We start from the raw sequence: 17,493 nt of genomic DNA, 5'->3' as shown, positions 1-17,493 counted from the left end.
ATTGACGTCGCTGGCACGATAATTTTCGACAAAGAGTCACAATCGGCTTTTGCGATTTCGTTGCATTTTGAAGAATTCCGGTGAGCGGTTGACTGATGGTTCCGTTGCGCCAGCCTGTTGACGGGCGGTGCGCCAGTAGAGGGCGAGCGCCATCACGCTGGCGACCTCTCCAGGCGTGAAGACGACGGAGTAGATGGTGGAGGTCGCCAGGGCGAACAGGACGTAATCGCCCAACGCCTGGGTCATGGGGTCGCCAGGGACGACGGAGCGGCGGGCGCTGCGCAGCGCCGCGATGTAGAAGGCCGCGATCAGCACCGCGCCGATGACGCCGTATTCGAAGACGACGCCGATCCAGCCGATGTCGGCGAGATAGAACTGGTTGTTGCCCAGGATGTCCGCCAAGGTCACGTTGCTGAAGCGGGTGATGGCGCCCACCCCCAGCAGCCAGCGCAACGGCGTCACCTCCAGGTAGTCGAGCGCCAGGACAATGGAGTTCTGGCGAATCGAGAGCGAGGCGCCGAGCATCTGCTCGGCCCGGCTGGCGAGGTCGGCGCTGTAGATGGCGGCCAGGACGATCGTGGACAGCAGGGCCATGCCGACCGCCAGGATTCGCCACCAGCCGCGCGCCGAGGTGATCATGGCGAAGCCGACCACCAGGACCACGCTGCCCAGGGCCGTGCGCTGCTTGTAGATCAGGACCATCAGCAGCAGCCCGACCAGCAGCAACGGGATGGTCCACCATTCCCGGTACGCGCAGAACCGCCGCGACAGGTAGAAGAGGAACAGCACGCCGAAGAACATCGGCATGTAGATGCGCGGGCCGCGCTCGACGTCGTACATCAGCAGCTTGCTCTTCAGCGGGTCGGTGGCGTAGGCCTCCGGCGGGAGGACCAGCCACAAAGCGAGCATGATGACGAAGGTGCCGGCGCCGAGCGCGATCAGTGCGCCGCGAACCTGGGGCAGCGTCGGGCGCAGCAGCGTCAGAAGGGCGGCGAGGGAGAAATAATAGGCGAAGGGCCAGACCTTGACCGTGGTCGCCATCGCGTCGGTCAGCCCGTTGCCGAGCTGGACCATGGACACCGCCGGAGTGATCGCCACGAGGTAGGCGAGCAGGGCGACGCACAGCGACTTGAACGGCAGCTCGATCTGCGCCAAGGCGTAGACGGCGAGCGGGATGGTCAGGACCGGCCAGCTTTTCGACAGGGCGTAGAGCGGCGGAATGTCGACCAGATAATGGAAGCTCTGTCCGAACAGCGGCAGCACCGCCAGCAGGATCATCACCGTCAGGGAGCGGGGCTGGGAACGGCGGGGCGCCGCCACCCGGACGGGCGACAGGATGCGGCCGCGCTGCCGGGCTCCCAGCTCGACGATCATGGGCGCGCCGCCGGCTTCGGGCGCGCTTGGCCCCGCTGCTCCGACCACCAGGCCGACAGCGCGATGCCGAGCAGCGGCACGGACTCCACGAAGACCCGCCGGGCGTGGCCGCGCGGGTTCTGGGCCAGCCGGTACAGCCATTCCAGCGCGAAGCGGCGGAACAGCGGCGGCGCGCGTTCGACGAGCCCCGTCACGAACAGAAGCGAGCTGCCGACGCACAGCCCGACGCCGGTGGCCTGTCCGGTGTTCCGGATGGCCAGAGACAGGCATTCCGACTGCGGCGCGCCGACCGCTAGGAAGACGAAGCGGGCCGGGTGGTCCAGCACGAAGCGGACGCAGCGCTCGACCTCCCGCGGGTCGGCGGAGAAGCCCATCGGCGGCTCGTGCCGGGCCAGCCGGGTCAGGCCGAAGCGGTCCAGCAGGCGGCGCTCCAGCTCGTCGCTGCCGCCGATCACGGTGACGGTATCGTCCGGCGTGATGACGTGCGCGAACAGGTGGGCGGTCAGGTCGCTGCCGCTGGCGCTGGGCAGCGGCTTGCCGAACAGCCGCCGGGACAGGTGCCGCATGATCTGGCTGTCGCACAGCCGCAGCCACGCACCGTCATAGGCGGCGCGGAAGCGGGCGTCCTCGCCGCGGTGAAGCCGCACCACATGCTGTGCGTTCGGCGTCACGACGTAGGCGAAGGGCTCCCCTGGCGCCCGCGCGGCGATGGCCTGCGCGGCGCCGGCCACGTCGAGGCGGGTGATGGAGACCCCGAAGACGGTGTCTGCGGGGTGCTCCTGCCCCGGTTCGGTCGGGGGCGTTGTCATGGGAAGGTCGTGATCGCGCCGGTTTGGCGGCTGATCGTGTAGTTGAACGTGCGCTCGAACGGGACGACGCGGTTGATGAACTGCTCGACCCACAGGCCGGTTTCGGCGATGGAGCTGCGCGGCACGAACAGGATGTCGCCGGCGACCAGCGGCACGTCGCCGGCCGCTGTCCCGGTCTCGATGAACCGGCGAGTGTCGATGGTGCGCAGCATCGGCTTGTTCTCGGGGTTGCGGCGGATCAGCACCACCTCCTCGTACCGCGCCTCGCGGTCGAAACCGCCGGCCAGCATGATCACCTCCATCACGCCGATGCGGCCGTTCAGCAGGTAGGTGCCGGGGCGGGCGACGGCGCCACCGATGTAGGCGCGGTTCGACGGAGTCTCCTTCAGCCCGATGCTGACCTGCGGGGCGCGCATCCAACGCCGCGCGCGCGTCTCGACCACGGTGGCCAGCTCGCCCGGCGTCAGCCCGGCGGCGTCGACCTGCCCGGCCATGCGCAGCCCGGCGGAGCCATCGGGACCGATCATCACTTCTTCGTCCATGTCGGGGGCGAGCATGAACTTGACCTGGAAGCGGTCGCCCGGACCCAGCCGGTAGGGCGGGGTGGAGTCCTCCCAGCGGGCGAAGCCCTCGGGCATTGTTTCCTTTGGAGTCAACGACTGGCCGGTGCACGCGCCGAGCGCCAGCAACGCCGCCAACAGGAAGCCCCGCATCGCGGCCATCCGCATCACAGCCATCGGTAGATCACCTGGGGAATGTGGAAGTGACGGCCGGTCAACACCAGGCCGACGATGTCGCCGCCGGACGCGAGGATGGAGTCGCGCATCCGGGCGGCGACCGGCGCACGGGTGTGCTCGGCGCGGGCGACCAGGATGTTCGCATCCACCATCGGCGACAGCCGGCGGGCAAGATGGCTGTTCCCGATCGGCGGCGACAGAATCAAAATGATGTCAAAGCGCTGGTTCAGCCGTTCCAGCATCTGGCGCGACTGGGCGATGGGGGTGCGCAGGCTGCCCAGCGCCGATCCCGTCGCCTGCCGCGACACCCAGAGCAGCGGCACGGCGGAGGGCAGGGTTTCGAGGTCGCCGGTGCCCTGCGGTTCGATGGTCGGCAGCCGCTCGCCGGCTCCGCCGTCCGCCTCATCGTCTGTCCTGTCGTCGGCCCCGGCGTTGATCGCGGCCAATTGGCCGGTGCCGTCGCCGCAGAGGTCGATGACCAGGGTCCGCAGGCCACGCCCCTTGGCGAATTCCAGGGCGAGCCCGCGCGCCACGATGGCGTCGCCGTCGCCGTCGTTGGCGGTCACGAACTGGATCAGCGCCATCGGCTGGTCGTCCAGGCCATGGTCGCGCAGCTGGGCGGCCAGATGGATCAGCTCCTGCTGGGCGCCAGGGGAGACCAGTTCGCCGTCGGTGTCGGTGAAGCTGGCGATGGCCGGAACGGCCAAATCGCGCTCGATCTCGTGCGGCAGGATGTAGACTTGGCGCAGCCACGTCGCCAGCACGCCGGCCGCCCCGCCGAGCAGGATGCCGCCGACCAGCCCGGCGATGATGAAGCTCGGCGCCATGCTCGTCCCGGTCGCCGGGGCCACCGCCGGCTGCACGACGCGGACGTTGGAGAAGCGCACCTTGGCAGCCTCCTCCTCGGCGCGGGCGGCCTCGGTGCGCTGGGCGTAATCGCGGTAGATGTCCTCCATCACGCCGCGCGTGCGCTCCAGGTCGCGCAGCTCGCTTTCCGCCTTGCGCAGGCGTCCGACCTTCTCCACCGCCACCGTGTGCTGGCGGTTCAGCTCGTCGAGCTGTCGGGCGACCGCGTCCTGTTCGATCTCCAGCGTCAGCAGATGGTTGTTCAGAAAGGGGATGGACGGGTTGCGGACCTCGCGGGTGGTGTTGAAGACCGGCTTGTCGCCGCCCTTCATCGACTGCCGGACCGTCCGGATCTTGCGCTCAATCTCCTGGAGGGGCGGGTAGTCCGGCAGGAACTGCGAGGCCATCCGGTCGCGTTCCAGCTCCAGGCGGAGCAGCACGTTGCGGTCGTCGTCGTTCTGGGTCTGGTTGCTCTGCTCGCGGAAGTCGAACACCCGCTCCGGCAGGGCGGCGAGCCGCTTCTTCGCCGCCGTGACTTCCGCCTGGAGGGCGGCTTGGCGCTCCTGGGTCTGCCGGCGGCGCTGCACGATGCTGTCCACCTGGTTGGCGGCCAGCAGGCTTTCCTGCCCGAGATCGACGATGTCGTATTCGGACTTCAGCGCCTGGATCTGCCCCTCGAGGCTCTTCAGCTGGTCGGAGTGGCGCGCCAGTTCGGAGGCGAGGAAGGGCGAGCGCGGGATGTCGAAGATCGCCCGGCGGCGCTTCAGGTAGGCGTCGGCCAGGGCGTTGACGGTGTCCGCGGCGAGGTCCGGGTCCTCGTGGCTGAAGCTGAGGCGCACGATGTTGGAGGAGGACTGCTGCTCCACCTGAAGGCGGCGCTTGAACTTGTCGATGGCCTTTTCGAGCTGGTCCTGCGGGCTGTCGGCGGGCAGCAGGCCGAAGAGGCGCGGGTGCGCGATCTCCGGGAACAGGGTGACAGGGTCCAGCGCGCTCAGCGTGTCCTCGATCACCCGGCGGCTTTCCAGGATGCGGATCTCGCTGTCCACCGACTTCAACCCGTCGATCGACAGGATGGAGGGCAGGGTCCCCGCCACGTCGCTGATCCCGGCGTGCGAGCGGTCGATCATCATCATGACCAGACTTTCCGCGGCGTAGCGGGTGCGCGCGTAAGTGGCGGCGGTGAGGCCGGCGATGATCGAAAGGAGGGCAACGATCAGAATGATCCGCTTGTGATAAAAAGCGAGTATCAGAAGGTCGCGCGGCGTAAATGCCGACACACCGCTTGAAAACAGCACGCCATGCGATTGCTGAGCCGGCGAGCCATCCAGCTGGTCAGCCGATTGACTTTGCCTGCGATTTTCCAGATGTTGGGACAGCATCTTTTATGGGTACCGTAGCGTGTGGATCGAACACTTAACCGGTATGGTTTACCACGCTTGGTGTAGAGCTGTCATGGGGTGGTTGGGCTTTTGAAGCATTTTGTCTCAATTTTTAGCTATTTGCTTTTTGCCGAAACCCCTCACTTTTGATTGGGTCCGAGGATGCCGGCCCCAGCCCCATCGAGCCACGCGCCATGAACCACACACTGTCCTCCCTGAAAGCCGCCATCGAGCTTCGCCACCCGCGGGTGTTCCGTCGCCTGACCTGGCTTCGGGATCGGCTCGCGCCCTATTACGCCGAGCCGGAGCTGCGCCTGATTCCCGCCCTGTGCGTTCCGGGGGAGGCCGCCTACGATATCGGCGCCAACAGCGGCATCTACACCTTCTGGCTCTGCCGGGTCGCGGCCAGCGTGACCGCCTTCGAGCCGAACCCGAAGCTGGCGTCGCTGCTGGAGAGCAAGTTCGCGCCGCTGATCGCCTCCGGCCGGCTGCGGGTGGAGGGCTGCGCGCTGAGCGACGGCGACGGGTCGATCGTGCTGCACATTCCGCGCTCGTCCGCCCTGGCCTCGGTCGAGGCGGAGGCGGTGGGCGCCCATGGCGAGGAGGTGGAGGCGGTCACCGTCCCGCGCCGCATGCTGGACGGCTACGACGATCGCCCGGTTGGCTTCCTGAAGATCGATGTGGAGGGGCATGAAGCCGCGGTGGTCGGCGGCGGCCTCCGCCTGATCGGGCGCGACCGGCCGAACCTGCTGATCGAGGCGGAGGAGCGGCACAATCCCGGAGCCCTGGCGGCTTTGCAGGCGCGGCTGGCCCCGTTGGGCTATCGCGGCTACTTCGTCCTGGCGGGACGGCTGTGCACGCTGGACGGCTTCGACCCGGATCGCCACCAATCCCGTTCGGCCCTCAACGCGGCGGGCACCCACCGCGTCAAGGGGCGGATCTACATCAACAACTTCATCTTCGTCGCGCGCGACGGCGTGGCCGACCGGCTGCGCGCCGCGCTCGGGCAATCAGGCGGGAACTGACCGCGCTGGAGGTGGCATCAGCGGCGGCAATCGACCTCGGGCCAGGGACGCTTCTGGTAGAAGGGGCGCAGGGTCAGGATCGTTGCCACCTTCCAGATGCGGCTCTGCCGCTCGGGGCACAGATTGTTCACCGCCGAGGTGGGGTTGCCGCGCCACCAATCGGGAAGGTGGACCTCGACCTCGTAGGTGTTCAAGTGCAGCTCGGGTTCGCGAATCCACCAGCCATAGGGCAGACGGTCGAAATGGGTGCGGATTTCCTGGAGGATGTCGATGGCGCGCCATTCCTCCACATCCTGTGCGGTGGCCGGGCGGCCATGCCCGAGCAGCGCCGCGGCAAGGCACAAAGCCAAGACCGCATGGACTTTCCGGCCCCCTCGCCCTTTCGTCACCATGGTCATCAACCGACTGTTCTCCCTGCGCGGCGACCCAAGACGGCGGGTCGCCACGCGTCTCCGGATCTCTTCCGCTTCCGCAACAACTCCTTATCCCATAGAGCGTGATGCGTCTCCAGACATGGCGTGCCCTCGGGCGTTACAGCGTCGGCCTCGGGCTGCGCGGGGTGGAGGTCGTCGGGAAGCTCGGCCTCTATATCATAGCGGCGCGTGCGCTGGGCGCCCATGATGCCGGCCTGTTCTTCCTGTGCCTGACCTGGATCGGCCTGGCATCGACCATGGCGCGGCTGGGGCTCGAACGGGCGATCACACGGCACATCGCCGCCGAACTGGCCATCGGCCAAGGGCGGGCGGCCGGCCGCGACCTGCGGACCGGCCTGGTCGTCACGGGCTTTGCCGCGACCCTGGCCGCGGTGGCGGCCTTCGCCCTGGCGGGGCCGGCGTCCCACCTGCTGTTCGGGGCGCCGGACCTTGAAATGCCGCTGCGCCTGTCGGCTCTGGTCCTGGTGCCGCAGACCCTGACCATCACCATCGGTTCGGCCCTGGCGGGGCTCAAGCGGGGCATCGCCGCGCAGTTCGTGCAGAACGCGCTGTGGCCGGCGCTGATGCTCGCCGCCCTTGCGATCGGAGTTTCCAGCCTCGATTCCCTGATCCTGGCTCTGGCCGGGGCATGGACCCTCTGCGTCCTGATCGGATTGGCCCTGCTCGCACGCGACCGCCGCCGATTCACCGACCATGCCACGCCCGCCGATGCCGCCGCGTCGGCCGATGAACGGGCGGACGGGCCGGCGGAGATTTTGCCGTCGCTCTGGCACACCGCGCGCCCCCTGTTCGTCGTCGAACTGGTGCAGGTGTCGCTGGCGTCTTTGCCGGTGCTCGCGCTGGGCGTTTTCGTGGATGCGGCCTCGGTTGGCGCGTTCAGCGTGGCGAACCGCATCTCCATGCTGATCTGGGTCGTCGTCATCAGCATCGGAACCTTCGCCGCGCCCAACTACGCCGAACTGCATCGCCGCGGCGAGACGTCCCGCCTGCTCGCCATGAACCGCGGCATCATGCTGACCGTCGCGGCGCTCGGCCTGCCCATGGTGTCGGTCATGATGATCGTGCCGGAGCTGTTGCTCGATCTGGTCGGGCAGGGGTTCGGCAGCGCGGCGACGGCGCTGCGCATCCTCGCCGCGGGCCAGATGATCCACTGCCTTCTGGCCTGCCAGGACATCCTGCTGGCCATGACGGGACACGGACGCACGCTGCGCCGGCTCAACCTGCTGCAACTGGCGGTGTGCGTCGTGCTCGGCGCCGTCCTGATACCGGTCTTCGGCATGACCGGCGCGGCGGTGGCGACCGCCCTGACGGTCGCCCAGGGGGCGATCGGAACGACGCTGATGCGCGTCCTTCTGTTCAAGAGCCACAAAAACGCCGCAGCGTTCGAACGCGCCTGACCAACTTGACCAAACCAGCGGGCGCATCCATATTGGCCAAGCTGGTTAAGGGAAGGTGACCATGGGCCATATCAGCCTGTACGACGCGAAAACGCACCTCTCGGGTCTGGTCGAGCGGGCGGCGGCCGGCGAGGAATTCGTTATCGCCAAGAACGGCGTTCCCATGGCCAAGCTGGTTCCGCTGCCCAAGGTGACGGCGCCCCGCACGCCGGCCCACGCGCTGGGCATCACCTGCATCGCGCCGGATTTCGACGATCCTGATCCGCAGATCGAGGCGCTGTTCGCCGGCGGCGAACCGGATGGCGCGGTCGAGCGCTGATGGACCTGCTGCTCGACACCCACGTCTTCCTCTGGTGGGACGCCGGCGCCGATCCGATCAGCCCGGCGGTGCGGGCGGCGATCGCCAACCCGGACAACCGCGTCCATGTAAGCGCGGCCTCCGTGTGGGAGATCGCAATCAAGAGCGGCAAGGGAAAGCTGGCCTTCACCGGATCGCCGAGCGCCGCCATCGCCTTGAACGGCTTCCTGCCGCTGGCCATCGACCCGGCGCATGCGGAACGGGCCGGAGGTTTGGAGTGGGCACACCCGGACCCGTTCGACCGCATGCTGGTGGCCCAGGCCCAAGCCCTGAATTTGACATTGGTTCATGCCGACGGCGTGATCGCCGGATACAAGGGCGTCGCGCACCTGTGGGCACGCCTGTAACGACTCAATGGACGGCTTGGACGCACCGAAAGCCAAACCATCGAGGAACCGTCTGTTTGCAATATTTTCCATAACCCATCTTATGGGATTTATATGCGTCTTTGAACAGAACCTCTCGGCAAATCCACCAACCGATTCCGTGCGAACGCTTTCCGGCCCATGGGGATCGCCGCCCCTGTTCCCGCTCAACGCCGCAGGACAGGCTCGGTTTCGCCGGGCAGGCGCCAGTTGCGGATGGTCAGCTGGTGGGCCAGCAGCAGCGGGTCCGGCCGCTCCTCCCCGCCCCAGAGCCGGTGCAGCATTTCCACGATGGCCGGGCCGAAGTCGTCGGACGGCACGCGGACCGAGTTCAGCCAGTCGGCGATCCACGGGTTGATCGGGTTGTCGTCGAAACCGAAGAAGGCCACGTCGCCCGGCACCTCCAGCCCGGCCTCCCGCGCGCGGCGGTAGGCGCCGTAGGCCAGCAGGTCGCTCAGGCAGACGATCACCGGCGGGCGGTCCGGCCGCTCCAGCATCGTCCCCATGGCGTGATAGCCGGCCACGATGTGATCCAGCCCCGGCCCGGTGGCGCAGGGAATCGCCGCCGTGTCCACCCCCGCCGCGGCCAGCCGGTCGAACAGGCCGAGCAGGCGCCAATGGCCAGCAGTGCGGTCCAGCGAGGCGTGGAGGACACCGATGCGGCGCACCCCGCGCTCCAGCAGCCGGTCGGCGATCTCCGCCCCGGCGCCCACATTGTCGATTCCGACATAGGGCGAGGACGGGTCGCCGGGGTCCGGACGGTTCACGAAGACCAGCGTGTCGCCGGCGGCCCGCGCCTCGTCCAGCGCCGGGCTGTCCACCGCGCCCACCAGGATCATCGCGCGGACGAGCTGGGCGCGCATCTCGCGGATGTACTCGTCCTGCACGTCGGCGCGCTCGTGCGTGTCGCACAGCGACATCACCAGCCCCTCCCCGCGCAGCGACCATTCGATGGACGAGGCGATGGCGGCCATGGAGGGGTTGGCGAGATTCGCGGCGAGGACGCCGACGATGCGACTCTCCCGGCGGCGCAGCGCCCGCCCGACGCTGCCGGGCCGGTAGCCCAATTCGCGGATCGCCGCCCGCACCCGCTCCGCCGTCTCCTCCGTCGCCTTGTTGGCGACGCCGTTGATGACCCGCGAGGCGGTGGCGACCGACACCCCGGCACGGGCCGCCACCTGGGCGAGCGACGGGACGAGCGACGCACGCTCCGTGCGCGAGGCGCGGTTGCGGTCGGATGGCGGGGGCATCGGCACCTCGGTCAGCGCAAGAGGGTTGGCGGCGGGCGGCGGCGTGAAAACCGGTTGCGTAGAGATGCACGCGCGCCTATTGTTTCGGCAAGGGTAATCGATTTCCCTCGGCGGTGATATCGCTATCGACGCCGGTGGACGGACGAAGTGCCCATCACGCCCCTCCGACAAGGCGGGCGCGGAAAAAGAAGATTTGGGAGAGGACGCTCATGACAGCCGAAGGCGCCGACCGCGCCACGGTCGTTGACCCTTACGACCATCTTCATGACGAAGCTTACGCCGACGCCTTCGCCCGCGGGCGGGTGGGCGCCGCGGCCCTGGTGACCGTCGCCGGGCGCGCCGTCGAGTCGCTGGATGGCGACTGGCGCTTCACCATTGATCCTCATGACGAGGGGCTGCGCCAGGGCTGGTACGCCGACGAGCCGGTGCCGGCCGCGGACTGGACCGTCCCACGCGACTACGACGACGGCGCGTGGCAGACCGCCCCGGTCCCCGCCTGCTGGAACATGCTTCGCCCGGAGTGGCGGCATTACGAGGGTGGCGCCTGGTACACGCGGACACTGGACCACGCACCCGGCGCGACGGACGAGCGCGTCGTCCTGCATGTCGGTGCCGCCGCCTACGAGGCGCGCGTCTTCCTGAACGGCCAATTCCTCGGCGCGCACCGCGGCGCCTCGACGCCCTTCTGCGTCGAGCTGACCGGGTATTTGCGCCTCGGCCCGAACCGCCTCCAGATCCAGGTGGACAACGCGCGCCAGCCCGACCGGGTGCCGATGCGCCACACCGACTGGTTCAACTACGGCGGCCTCTACCGCTCCGTCGCCCTTCTGCGCCTGCCCCCCGTGTTCATCCGGGACTTCGGCGTGGCGCTGGTGCCGGGCAGCGGCTTCGGCCGCGTCGCCGTGGACGTCACCCTGTCCGACCCGGTGGACGGCACGGCGACCGTCGCCGTCGACGGGCTGCTGCCGCCCTCCCCCGTTCCCGTCGCCGCCGGGCGTGGGCGGGTGGAATTCGACCTCTCCCCGGAACTGTGGTCTCCGGAGTCGCCCCGCCTCTACGGCGTCACCCTGCGCTTCGGCAGCGATTCCGTGGCCGACCGCGTCGGCTTCCGCGAGATCGCCGTGGCGGGGGAGCGCATCCTCCTCAACGGGCGCAACATCACGCTGCGCGGCGTCTCGGTCCATGAGGACGACCTCACGTTTGGCAAGACCAGCGAGGTGGCGGACATCCGCCGCCGCTACGCCGACGCCAAGGCGCTGGGCTGCAACTTTCTGCGCCTCGCCCACTACCCGCACGACCCGCGCGCGGCGGCCATCGCCGACGAGGTCGGGCTGATGCTGTGGTCGGAAATTCCCGTCTACTGGGCCATCGACTTCGCCAACCCCGACACCTACGAGGACGCCGCCAACCAGCTCGCCGAACTGATCGCCCGCGACCGCAACCGGGCCAGCACGATCCTGTGGGGCGTCGGCAACGAGAACGCCGACACCGACGCCCGCCTGTCCTTCATGGCGCGGCTGGCAGCGCTGGCCCGCAAGCTGGACCCGACGCGGCTGGTGACGGCGGCCTGCCTGATCGACCGCGAGCGCTTCGCCATCGCCGACCGGCTGGCCGACCATCTCGACGTGATCGGCCTCAACGAGTATTTCGGCTGGTACGAGCCCTCCTTCGACGGGCTGCGCCGGCTGCTCGCCAACTCCGCCCCCGGAAAGCCGGTGATCATCTCCGAGTTCGGCGCCGACGCGGTGGCCGGTCTGCGAGGCGGTCCGCGCGACCTCTTCACCGAGGACTGCCAGGAGGCGGTCTACCGCGAGCAGCTCGCCATCCTCGCCACCGCCCCCTATGTGCGCGGGATGACGCCCTGGGTTCTCTACGACTTCCGCACCGAGCGGCGGCAGACCGCCTTCCAGCGCGGCTGGAACCGCAAGGGGCTGATCGCCGAGGACAAGACCACCCGCAAGCGCGCCTTCGCCGTCCTTGCGGAGCATTACCGGGCGATGGCCGACGTTGAGGCGCCCGCATCGCCGCATACCCAAACCGTCAAATCACGATAACCGGAGGATTCGTCATGCTCGCGTTGAACCGCCGTCACGCCGCCCTTCTCGCCGCCGCCGTCGCCGCCGTCATGGGCCTGACCCTCGCCGGGCCGGCCGCCGCCAAGACCACGCTGCGCCTCGGCCATGGGCTGGCCAAGGGCCATCCGGTGGACGTCTCGCTGGACGAGTTCGCCAAGCTGGTGCGCGAGCGCAGCAAGGGCGAGCTGGACATCAAGGTGTTCCCCGCCGGCCAGCTCGGCCAGCAGCGCGAACTGATCGAGCAGATGCAGAACGGCGCCCTCGACCTCGTGCACGCCAACGCCTCGCCCCTCGCCGCCTTCGAGCCGAGCTTCGGCGTCTACGACATGCCCTTCCTGTTCCGCGACAACGACCATTTCTTCAAGGTGGTCGACGGTCCGGTCGGCGATGAAATCCTGGCCTCCAGCCGCGCCAAGGCCTTCGTCGGCCTCGCCTACTACGACAACGGCACGCGCAGCTTCTACGCCAACAAGCCGCTTGCCAAGCCGGAGGATCTGAAGGGCCTGAAGGTCCGCGTCCAGCCCGGCCCGATCGCCACCCGCATGATCAACCTGCTGGGGGCCACCGCCACCCCGCTGGCCTGGGGCGAGGTCTACACGGCCCTGCAGTCCGGCGTCGTCGACGGGGCGGAGAACAACGTGACCGCCCTGACCCTGGCCCGCCACGGCGAGGTGATGAAGGTCTACACCCGCGATGAGCACACCCGCGTCCCCGACGTGGTGCTGGTCGCCACCGCCACGATGGACCGCCTGAAGCCGGAGCAGCAGGAGCTTCTGCGCCAGGCCGCCCGCGACAGCGCCAAGTCCCACAACGCCCGTTGGGCGGCCGAGCTGGAGAAGGCCGAGGGCGAGGCGGCAAAGATGGGCGTCAAGTTCGTCGACGCCGACAAGGCCGCCTACCGTCAGGTGGTGCAGCCCATGTACGACGATCTGAAGGCCACCCCGGCGCTGGCCACCCTCGCCGACCGCATCCAGACGGTCAAGTAAGGCCCCGCCCCGCCCGCTCGCCGCGTCGAAACAGAGGAGCGCTTCCCATGCTGGACACCATCCACCGCACGCTCGACCGCCTCGTGCTCGCCATCACGATCCCGCTGACGGTCGCCATGCTGGGCTGCGTGGTGTGGCAGGTCGTCGCCCGCTACGCGCTCAACGTCTCGACATCGGCGACGGACGAGATCGCCCGCTTCGCCTTCATCTGGGTCAGCCTGCTCGGCTCGGCCTATGTGCTGGGCAAGCGCGGCCACATCGCCATCACCGGGCTGGTGGATCTCCTGCCGGCCCGTCCGCGCGGCGGCGTCGAGATCGCCATCGCGGCGCTGGTCGCCCTGTTCACCGTGACGATCCTGTGCGGCGGCGGCTGGCTGCTGGTGGACAAGGCGCGCACGCTCGGCCAGGTCACGCCGGCGCTCCAGCTCCCGATGTGGCTGGTCTACGCCGTGATCCCGCTGTCCGGCGTGCTGACCCTGATCTACATGGTCATCGCCTTGATGGAGAGCCTGCGCGAAGGGCCGGGCGTGACCAGCCACGCCGTCTCGCTCGACTGACGCCCACCCCTTCCGTCGCGGAAACGCAGCCATGGACTTTTCCCCCGCCCTCGTCCTCAGCGCCGCCTTCGTCGCCCTTCTGGCCTTCGGCGTGCCCATCTCCTACGCGACCGGACTCGCCTCGATCACGGCGCTGCTGACCATCATGCCGCCGCTGCCGGCGATCTCGGTGACGGCGCAGCGCATCGCCACCGGCCTGGACAGCTTCGCGCTGCTGGCGATCCCCTTCTTCTTCATGGCCGGCTCGATCATGAACCGCGGCGGCATCGCCCGCCGCCTGATCGACTGCGCCAAGGTCTTCGTCGGCTGGATGCCCGGACCGCTGGCGCAGATCACCATCCTCGCCAACATGATGTTCGGCTGCGTGTCGGGGTCGGCGGTGGCCGCCGCCTCGGCCATCGGCGGCACCATGCAGCCGTCGATGGACAAGGCCGGCTACGACCGCAGCTACACCGCGGCGGTCAACATCTCCTCCTGCATCACCGGCCTGCTGATTCCTCCGTCGGGCGCCTTCATCGTCTATTCGCTGGTGTCGGGCGGCACCTCCATCGCGGCGCTGTTCGTCGCCGGCTACCTGCCGGGCATCCTGCTCGGCTTGGCGGTGATGATCCCGGCCTGGATGATGGCGAAGAAGCGCGGCTACGCCCGCCTGCCCTCCCCGACCCTGTCCCAGTCGTCGCGCGCCCTGCTGTCCGCCCTGCCCAGCCTGGGTCTGATCATCGTGGTGATCGGCGGCATCGTCGGCGGCGTCTTCACCGCGACCGAGGGCTCGGCCATCGCGGTCGTCTACGCGCTGGCCCTGGCGCTCGCCTACCGGGAGCTGTCGGTGGCCGACATCGGGCAGATTCTGGTGGACACCATCGTCGCGACCGCGGTGGTCGCGCTGATGGTCGGCACCTCCATGGCGATGGCCTATGTGATGTCGCTGGCCGAGATTCCGCAGATCATCGGCGACTGGGTGCAGTCGGTGTCCGGCAACTGGATCGTCGCGCTGCTGCTGGTCAACATCGTCCTGCTGCTGATGGGCACCTTCCTGGACATCACGCCCGGCATCCTGATCTTCACGCCGATCTTCCTGCCGGTGCTGGTGGAGCTGGGGGTGGACCCGGTGCATTTCGGGGTGATCCTGGTGTTCAACCTGTCGCTCGGCATCGTCTCGCCGCCGACCGGCAGCGCCCTGTTCATCGGCTGCGCCGTGGCGCGCGTGTCGATCGAGCAGGTGATCCGGCCGCTGATCCCGCTCTTCGCCTGGAGCACGGCGGCGCTGCTGATCGTCACCTACGTCCCCGGTCTGTCGCTCTGGCTGCCCAGCCTGTTCGGCCTCATCAAGTAAGCGGGACTCAAAGCCGGGCCCCGTACCCGGGGCCCGGCTCCCCACAAATCCCAGGTCTCATGACGTCAGGAGTTCACGCGCCATGCGCACGCTGACCGGCGCCACCCTTGCCGCGCCCGCCCCGTTCCGCGACGGGGCGCAAGCCGGCCCCCAGGGGATCGCCTTCGACCTCGACCGCGGCTACCGCCTGACCCTGTTCCCGCTGGGGCCCGCGCTGGCGCGCGTCCTCATCGAGCGGCCGGCCGGACTGCGCGCCCCGCGCACCTGGTCGCTGGCGCCCGAGCTGTCGGGCGAGACCGACCCCGCGCTGGCCGATCCCATCGACGGGCGCGACCGCCGCGACCTGACCGGCTTCCCCGGCACGCCGGCGGCGGTGGAGGAAAGCGCCGACAGCGTCACCGTCACCACCCCCGGCTGGCGCGTCGTGGTCCAGCGCGCCCCCCTGGCGCTGCGCTGGTACGAGCCGGCGGCGGAGGGCGACGGCTGGCGCCTCGTCCTGGCCGACCGGCCGACCCAGCCCTACCTGTTCGACGACCGCTCCCCCCGCTTCGCGCACCATCTGGTCAGCCACGCCGGGGAGCGCTACCACGGCTTCGGCGACAAGAGCGGCGGCACCGACAAACGCGGGCGGCGCCTCGCCATGGGCACGACCGACGCGCTCGGCTACGACGCGGAGACGAGCGACCCGCTCTACAAGCACATCCCCTTCTGCCTCAGCGTGCGGCCGGAGCGCGGCGGGGCGGCGGTCGGCGTCTTCTACGACAACCTGTCGCGCGGCGTCTTCGACCTCGGCCAGACCATCGACGCCTACCATGGCGACTTCATCCGGTTCGAGGCGTCGGACGGCGACCTGGACTGCTACGTCCTGTTCGGCCCCAGCGTTCCGCAGGTGGTGGCGAACTTCACCGCCCTGACCGGCCGCACCTCCTTCCGGCCGCGCTGGGCGATCAGCTATTCCGGCTCGACCATGCAGTACACCGACGCTCCGGACGCCGGGGTGCGGCTGCTCGGATTCCTGGACGCGCTGAAGGAGCACGGCCTGCCCTGCGGGTCGTTCCAGATGTCGTCCGGCTACACGATGATCGGCGACAAGCGCTACGTCTTCCACTGGAACCGCGACAAGTTCCCCGAGCCGGAGGCGGTCACCGCCAAGTTCGCCGAGGCCGGCGTCCATCTCGTCGCCAACATCAAGCCGGCGCTGCTCAACGACCATCCGAAATTCGCCGAGGTCCAGGGGTTCGGCGGCTTCGTGCGCGACAGCGACGCCCCGGACAGCCCGCAGATCACCCAGTTCTGGGGCGGCGATGGCGCCTATCTCGACTTCACCAACCCGGCGACCACCCGCTGGTGGATGGGCAACGTCACGCGGGAGCTGCTGGAGCGCGGCATCGGTTCGACCTGGAACGACAACAACGAGTTCGAGATCTGGGACGACGCGGCGGTCTGCGACGTCAACGGCCATGGCGGCACGATGGCGACGCTGCGCCCAGTGCAGACTCACCTGATGATCCGCGCCTCGCATCTGGCGCAGGTGGCGTACGCGCCGGACAAGCGCCCCTACCTGATCTCGCGCTCCGGCGGGCCGGGCCTCCAACGCTACGTGCAGACCTGGTCGGGCGACAACCGGACGAGCTGGAAGACGCTGCGCTGGAACCTGCGCATGGGCCACGGCTTCAGCCTGTCGGGCCTGTTCGACTACGGCCATGACGTCGGCGGCTTCGCCGGTCCCCGGCCGGAGCCGGAACTGCTGATGCGCTGGATCGAGCAGGCGGTGTGGTGGCCGCGCTTCACCATCCATTCCTGGAACGACGATGGCAGCGTCACCGAGCCCTGGACCTATCCGGAGCTGCTGCCCCAGGTGAAGGCCGCGCTGGACTGGCGGGAGCGGCTGGTGCCGCTGCTCTACACGCTGCTGTGGCGGGCGCACCGCGACCATGACCCGGTGATGCGGCCGCTGTTCTACGACTTCCCCGACCAGCCCGGCGCCTACGAGGAGGAGGACAGCACCATGGTCGGCGACCGGCTGCTGGTCGCCCCGGTCCTCGACCCCGGACGGACGGAACTGGAAGTCTGGCTGCCGGCGGTGCCCGGCGGCTGGTACGACCTGCGCGACGGCAAGCGTTACGACGGCGGCGGGCGCGTCACCGTGGCGGCGCCGCTGGGGGTGTCCCCGGCCTTCGTCCGGGCCGGCACGCTGCTGCCGCTCGGCCCCGCCCCCTCCTGGGCGGAAGGTCCGCTGACCGTCCGCTGCTTCCCCGGACCGGAGGGCTACGCCCCGCTGACCCTGTTCGACGACGACGGGGAGAGCGTGTGCCGCGACGAGTCCATCTGCCTGCTGACCATCAGCGGCACGGACGCGGCCGCGCTGTCGGTGAGCCGCAGCGGCGGCCGGGCGCCGCGTTGGACCGCCCTGTCCATCGAGACGGCGGACGGCACGCCGGTCGGCAGCCTGCCTCTCTGACCGAGTGAAACGGCACGCCCACGTCCAAGGGCGTGCCGCCCCACCCCACACATGATCGCATGGCCGCCCTGGCGAAACCGAAGTGGTGGAATCCGGCGTGTTGGTAT

General features: G+C 69.1%; 15 protein-coding genes. 9 read left to right on the top strand and 6 right to left on the bottom strand.

Going from position 1 to position 17,493, the window contains the following annotated elements; translation table 11 throughout:
• Positions 1-36: 36 nt before the first annotated feature.
• From FHW79_RS12980 to FHW79_RS32640, 4 genes are read right to left on the bottom strand one after another with little or no spacing between them, the layout of a single operon-like run.
• Entirely contained in the window at positions 37-1,374 is a 1,338-nt protein-coding gene (locus tag FHW79_RS12980) for a hypothetical protein (protein WP_183179310.1), read from the bottom strand.
• Positions 1,371-2,183, bottom strand: coding sequence for a WecB/TagA/CpsF family glycosyltransferase (locus FHW79_RS12975; RefSeq protein WP_183179309.1), 813 nt, complete (start codon positions 2,181-2,183; stop codon positions 1,371-1,373). Before FHW79_RS12975 ends, FHW79_RS12980 begins: the two co-directional genes overlap by 4 nt.
• Entirely contained in the window at positions 2,180-2,920 is a 741-nt protein-coding gene (locus FHW79_RS12970) for a polysaccharide biosynthesis/export family protein (protein ID WP_247881774.1), read from the bottom strand. The genes FHW79_RS12975 and FHW79_RS12970 overlap by 4 nt, the downstream gene beginning before the upstream one ends.
• Positions 2,911-5,061 carry a hypothetical protein gene (locus tag FHW79_RS32640; protein ID WP_183179308.1) on the bottom strand — a complete coding sequence of 717 codons (2,151 nt, stop codon included), beginning with the start codon at positions 5,059-5,061 and terminating at the stop codon, positions 2,911-2,913. The genes FHW79_RS12970 and FHW79_RS32640 overlap by 10 nt, the downstream gene beginning before the upstream one ends.
• A gap of 278 nt (positions 5,062-5,339) precedes the next feature.
• Here FHW79_RS32640 and FHW79_RS12960 point away from each other — a divergent pair, with 278 nt between their 5' ends.
• A complete protein-coding gene (locus FHW79_RS12960; protein ID WP_183179307.1) occupies positions 5,340-6,170 on the top strand; it encodes an FkbM family methyltransferase in 831 nt (276 codons plus the stop codon).
• A 17-nt stretch (positions 6,171-6,187) separates the two neighbouring features.
• On the opposite strand, the gene FHW79_RS12955 is transcribed toward FHW79_RS12960, so the two are convergent.
• Positions 6,188-6,520, bottom strand: coding sequence for a hypothetical protein (locus FHW79_RS12955; RefSeq protein WP_247884344.1), 333 nt, complete (start codon positions 6,518-6,520; stop codon positions 6,188-6,190).
• 149 nt (positions 6,521-6,669) lie between these two features.
• Here FHW79_RS12955 and FHW79_RS12950 point away from each other — a divergent pair, with 149 nt between their 5' ends.
• The 3 genes from FHW79_RS12950 (at position 6,670) to FHW79_RS12940 (ending at position 8,706) form a co-directional block, all read left to right on the top strand.
• Positions 6,670-8,001, top strand: a complete 1,332-nt coding sequence (locus FHW79_RS12950) for an oligosaccharide flippase family protein (protein WP_183179306.1) — start codon at positions 6,670-6,672, stop codon at positions 7,999-8,001.
• Between the two features lie 61 nt (positions 8,002-8,062).
• Positions 8,063-8,320: a type II toxin-antitoxin system Phd/YefM family antitoxin gene (locus FHW79_RS12945; protein WP_183179305.1), complete on the top strand. Its 258-nt coding sequence runs from the start codon at positions 8,063-8,065 to the stop codon at positions 8,318-8,320.
• The gene (locus FHW79_RS12940) at positions 8,320-8,706 is read left to right on the top strand and encodes a type II toxin-antitoxin system VapC family toxin (RefSeq protein WP_183179304.1); all 387 of its coding nucleotides are present in this window, start codon (positions 8,320-8,322) and stop codon (positions 8,704-8,706) included. Before FHW79_RS12945 ends, FHW79_RS12940 begins: the two co-directional genes overlap by 1 nt.
• Positions 8,707-8,891: 185 nt before the next feature.
• Here FHW79_RS12940 and FHW79_RS12935 read toward each other — a convergent pair whose 3' ends face one another.
• Complete coding sequence (locus FHW79_RS12935) at positions 8,892-9,974, bottom strand: LacI family DNA-binding transcriptional regulator (RefSeq protein ID WP_183179303.1); 1,083 nt, start codon at positions 9,972-9,974, stop codon at positions 8,892-8,894.
• Positions 9,975-10,183: 209 nt separating this feature from the next.
• Between FHW79_RS12935 and FHW79_RS12930 the strand changes: the two genes are divergently transcribed.
• The 5 genes from FHW79_RS12930 to FHW79_RS12910 all read left to right on the top strand — a co-directional run bounded on the left by FHW79_RS12930 (position 10,184) and on the right by FHW79_RS12910 (position 17,386).
• Positions 10,184-12,028, top strand: a complete 1,845-nt coding sequence (locus tag FHW79_RS12930) for a glycoside hydrolase family 2 TIM barrel-domain containing protein (RefSeq protein ID WP_183179302.1) — start codon at positions 10,184-10,186, stop codon at positions 12,026-12,028.
• 14 nt (positions 12,029-12,042) lie between these two features.
• On the top strand, positions 12,043-13,035 hold the full coding sequence (locus FHW79_RS12925) for a TRAP transporter substrate-binding protein (protein WP_183179301.1): 993 nt from the start codon (positions 12,043-12,045) through the stop codon (positions 13,033-13,035).
• A 47-nt stretch (positions 13,036-13,082) separates the two neighbouring features.
• Entirely contained in the window at positions 13,083-13,592 is a 510-nt protein-coding gene (locus tag FHW79_RS12920) for a TRAP transporter small permease (protein ID WP_183179300.1), read from the top strand.
• A gap of 31 nt (positions 13,593-13,623) precedes the next feature.
• Complete coding sequence (locus tag FHW79_RS12915; RefSeq protein ID WP_183179299.1) at positions 13,624-14,925, top strand: TRAP transporter large permease; 1,302 nt, start codon at positions 13,624-13,626, stop codon at positions 14,923-14,925.
• Positions 14,926-15,007: 82 nt separating this feature from the next.
• The gene (locus tag FHW79_RS12910; RefSeq protein ID WP_183179298.1) at positions 15,008-17,386 is read left to right on the top strand and encodes a TIM-barrel domain-containing protein; all 2,379 of its coding nucleotides are present in this window, start codon (positions 15,008-15,010) and stop codon (positions 17,384-17,386) included.
• The last annotated feature ends 107 nt before the right edge of the window (positions 17,387-17,493 follow it).

Source organism: Azospirillum sp. OGB3, from assembly GCF_014192915.1.
GTDB lineage: Bacteria > Pseudomonadota > Alphaproteobacteria > Azospirillales > Azospirillaceae > Azospirillum.
Note: the sequence above shows the minus strand (reverse complement) of the source record. Positions and strands in the feature narration are given on the sequence as shown.

What these genes read in the sequence shown, in the direction of transcription:
- FHW79_RS12980 (WP_183179310.1), bottom strand. Translation starts at nt 1,374, where the DNA reads ATGATCGTCGAGCTGGGAGCCCGGCAGCGCGGCCGCATCCTGTCGCCC.
- FHW79_RS12975 (WP_183179309.1), bottom strand. Translation starts at nt 2,183, where the DNA reads ATGACAACGCCCCCGACCGAACCGGGGCAGGAGCACCCCGCAGACACC.
- FHW79_RS12970 (WP_247881774.1), bottom strand. Translation starts at nt 2,920, where the DNA reads ATGGCTGTGATGCGGATGGCCGCGATGCGGGGCTTCCTGTTGGCGGCG.
- FHW79_RS12960 (WP_183179307.1), top strand. Translation starts at nt 5,340, where the DNA reads ATGAACCACACACTGTCCTCCCTGAAAGCCGCCATCGAGCTTCGCCAC.
- FHW79_RS12950 (WP_183179306.1), top strand. Translation starts at nt 6,670, where the DNA reads ATGCGTCTCCAGACATGGCGTGCCCTCGGGCGTTACAGCGTCGGCCTC.
- FHW79_RS12945 (WP_183179305.1), top strand. Translation starts at nt 8,063, where the DNA reads ATGGGCCATATCAGCCTGTACGACGCGAAAACGCACCTCTCGGGTCTG.
- FHW79_RS12940 (WP_183179304.1), top strand. Translation starts at nt 8,320, where the DNA reads ATGGACCTGCTGCTCGACACCCACGTCTTCCTCTGGTGGGACGCCGGC.
- FHW79_RS12935 (WP_183179303.1), bottom strand. Translation starts at nt 9,974, where the DNA reads ATGCCCCCGCCATCCGACCGCAACCGCGCCTCGCGCACGGAGCGTGCG.
- FHW79_RS12930 (WP_183179302.1), top strand. Translation starts at nt 10,184, where the DNA reads ATGACAGCCGAAGGCGCCGACCGCGCCACGGTCGTTGACCCTTACGAC.
- FHW79_RS12925 (WP_183179301.1), top strand. Translation starts at nt 12,043, where the DNA reads ATGCTCGCGTTGAACCGCCGTCACGCCGCCCTTCTCGCCGCCGCCGTC.
- FHW79_RS12920 (WP_183179300.1), top strand. Translation starts at nt 13,083, where the DNA reads ATGCTGGACACCATCCACCGCACGCTCGACCGCCTCGTGCTCGCCATC.
- FHW79_RS12915 (WP_183179299.1), top strand. Translation starts at nt 13,624, where the DNA reads ATGGACTTTTCCCCCGCCCTCGTCCTCAGCGCCGCCTTCGTCGCCCTT.
- FHW79_RS12910 (WP_183179298.1), top strand. Translation starts at nt 15,008, where the DNA reads ATGCGCACGCTGACCGGCGCCACCCTTGCCGCGCCCGCCCCGTTCCGC.